The organism is Syntrophorhabdaceae bacterium (assembly GCA_028713955.1).
Classification (GTDB): Bacteria; Desulfobacterota; Syntrophorhabdia; order Syntrophorhabdales; family Syntrophorhabdaceae; genus UBA5609.
Genome location: JAQTNJ010000353.1, coordinates 1 through 2,655, shown reverse-complemented (window position 1 = coordinate 2,655; position 2,655 = coordinate 1). Strand labels below are relative to the sequence as shown.

General features: G+C 47.4%; 4 protein-coding genes. All 4 read right to left on the bottom strand.

The genetic code is table 11. The annotated features are described in order from the left end of the window. A partial coding sequence (locus PHU49_16920; protein MDD5245692.1) for a TetR/AcrR family transcriptional regulator occupies positions 1–301 on the bottom strand: 301 nt, incomplete at its 3' end. Positions 302–330: 29 nt separating this feature from the next. Then, positions 331–729 carry a hypothetical protein gene (locus PHU49_16915; GenBank protein ID MDD5245691.1) on the bottom strand — a complete coding sequence of 133 codons (399 nt, stop codon included), beginning with the start codon at positions 727–729 and terminating at the stop codon, positions 331–333. A gap of 4 nt (positions 730–733) precedes the next feature. Continuing rightward, positions 734–1,984, bottom strand: a complete 1,251-nt coding sequence (locus tag PHU49_16910; protein MDD5245690.1) for an ABC transporter substrate-binding protein — start codon at positions 1,982–1,984, stop codon at positions 734–736. Positions 1,985–2,259: 275 nt separating this feature from the next. Next, the coding region (locus PHU49_16905; GenBank protein ID MDD5245689.1) for a BadF/BadG/BcrA/BcrD ATPase family protein at positions 2,260–2,655 on the bottom strand (396 nt) is incomplete at its 5' end.

The window sequence follows — 2,655 nt, the reverse complement described above, 5'->3', positions numbered from 1 at the left end:
CATACTCGGGGTTGGTTTTAAAGAAATAAAGAAAGTACCATACGAATTTTCGAAGCTTGTTGAAAACCCCCGTGATCCCTTCCAGATGTAGTTCGACCTGGCTGCGGAATTCGTTCGTTTTCTCAATGGGAATAGAGAAGAAGAGATCTTCCTTGTTCTTGAAATACTGATAGATGGTGCCGTCGGCAATACCCGCCCTTTGAGCTATTTCAGAAATGCTTGCACTCTGGAAGTCCTTTTTGCCGAAGACTTCAATAGCTGCCTGGATGATGTGTTCCCTTCTGGTGACCTTTTTGGACATGATCTTCTCCCGTTTTCACGGACACACAGTTAGAGGCTACCATATGTTTCCTCTCGTATTCCATAAAGAGATAAATAGTTCAATACCGAGCGCCTCCGGATACTGTTATAAAAAACTTCTATGTATTCAAGGATCACAATAGAAATCCCCAATGTTGCTATGACCTCTGAGATCACAAGCCCCCTGATCCCCCTGATGATGAGTTTATAGATAAACCCCCCGAAGACACCGATGATGATAATGGTAAGGATCACAGAAAGCGCGTAGGGAAGATCAAGATGGTTTATGAGCGTCCAGGTGAGAAAGCCTGATACCACGTATATGGCCCCATAGGCAAAATTTGCCACCCCGCTTATGCCGAAGGTGAGGTTAAAGCCCAGGGCCATGACCGCCAGGACAGCGCTGTTTATGAGGCCGTATACGAGCATATGTCTATTTCACCCACGAAGGTTTGACGATCTTTCCCTCAGCTACGGATTCAGGATATACGATAACCCTTTCACCCTTCTTCCACTGGAACCAAACACCTAATCCGCCTGTCTTCGGGTCTTCTCCATAGATCAACTGATGTCCTTTGTCGAATTTTAGCCTGCCCACCACTCCTGTCATATCGGTCTCGGCAAGAGCGGCAGATACTTTATCTGGGTCTAACGTTCCCGCTTTTTCAATTGCAGCAGAGAGCATGTACACCGCATCGTATGAGGCGCCAACCCCGTGGCCTGCCTGAGGGCTTTCTTTCCATCTTTTTGTGTATGCCTCGTAAAATTTTGTCGCCGGGGGGTAAGCCCTCACCGGAATAGGGCCTATGTCTTCTATGATATTCAGTGAATCCTCAATGTCTTCTCCAAAGGTCTGCCACGCCCTTGAACCCATAAGCGGCCCGTTATATCCTGCCATCAGGGCGGGGATCTTCATGCTCTTCCACTGTTTAACGAGGATCCCGCTGGTAGGCATGTCGAATATGACCAGGATAAGCTGTGCGCCGCCCGATTTTGCCTTCATCAGAGTAGTAGAAAAATCTGAAGCCCCGGTGGGATACTTCTCAAAACCAAGTACTGTCCAGCCGTTATCCTTGTACCATTTTTCCATCATGGAACCCGTTGCCGTTGCCCACAGGACATCCTGGGTGGCTATAAATACCTTGTTGTAACCAAAATCCTTTCCAATCAATTTCATCAAGCCGCTCATGTATCTGGAAAGGCCCGTTGCTTCAAGACATACTCTAAATGAATATTTGTATTTTTCCGGGTTGCTCAGAACCTTTTGCTGGAATTTTGGCGACATCGGGATACTTCCAATATTGATGACCTTGTACTTTGAATAGATGTCCATAGCAGCGAGTAGCGCTTCAGACCTGAAATTGCCCACGAGTGTTGCATATACCTTCTTATGGAGAATGATTTTCTCGATACCGAGAAGCGCTTCGGAAACCGGGACTCCGGGTTCGCCGTCCCGAATGTCAAGTGATTCTACCTTGAATAATCGCTTTTCGTTCCCTACAGTGACGCCGCCTTTTGCATTAATCTCTTCTACGGCCAGGACTACCGCCCTGTGGCTTTCATAGCCCTCTAAGAGTTTCAGCGAAGTCGGGACACCCAGGAGGATCGGATCTGCCGCGATGAGAGAGGTGTAAAGACCGAATACCAAAAGACCCACAAATAATACCTTTGTCAAAGCTTTCATAATTCCCCCTTATCGGTTCTTTTTTTGAAGCTTTACAGCATCAACAAATCCATGCTGCATGCTGTCGACAAAGCATTCTTCATGTTATTTGAATCACTTCCTCGCAAAGCATGGGCCGGTGCAACGCCCGCCAGGTCTTTCTCTTCGCGAAACCCCCTCACCTCCTTTATATCGCGTATATCGGGATCCAATGCCGTTCTAAGTCCACATTCTATCTATATAACATTTGCCATGTAAAACAAAACACCAGATACAATTACGCTGACAGTACCTGGTTATCCTTGCCTCTTGTAGAAACCATTCGCATACAGAGCCGCACCCAGGGCAGGTGTTAATGCAGGATCCCATTCAGACTTAGGAGCCAGCCTGCTTATCTTCAGGATACTTTCCACCCGGTTTATTATTCCTGGATTCTTGGCCAGCCCTCCAATGATGACGAAATCCTTTTTCACACCCGATCTATCCACCAATGTGCTGATCCTCCTGGCCATAGCGTAGTGGTAACCCGCTATCAGCTCTTCTATTGGTGTCTTACTTCGGATTAAATCCAGAGCTTCGGACTGCGCATACACGGCGCAAAAGTCGCTCAACTTTGGAAATTTATCAGACTGAAGCGCGATCTCTGCCATCTCCGTCAGGTCTTTCCTGACCAGGCCGCCGAACGCCTCCAT

Bases quoted from the DNA above. Each gene is read 5' to 3' on its own strand.
- PHU49_16910 (MDD5245690.1), bottom strand. From the start codon at position 1,984: ATGAAAGCTTTGACAAAGGTATTATTTGTGGGTCTTTTGGTATTCGGT.
- PHU49_16915 (MDD5245691.1), bottom strand. From the start codon at position 729: ATGCTCGTATACGGCCTCATAAACAGCGCTGTCCTGGCGGTCATGGCC.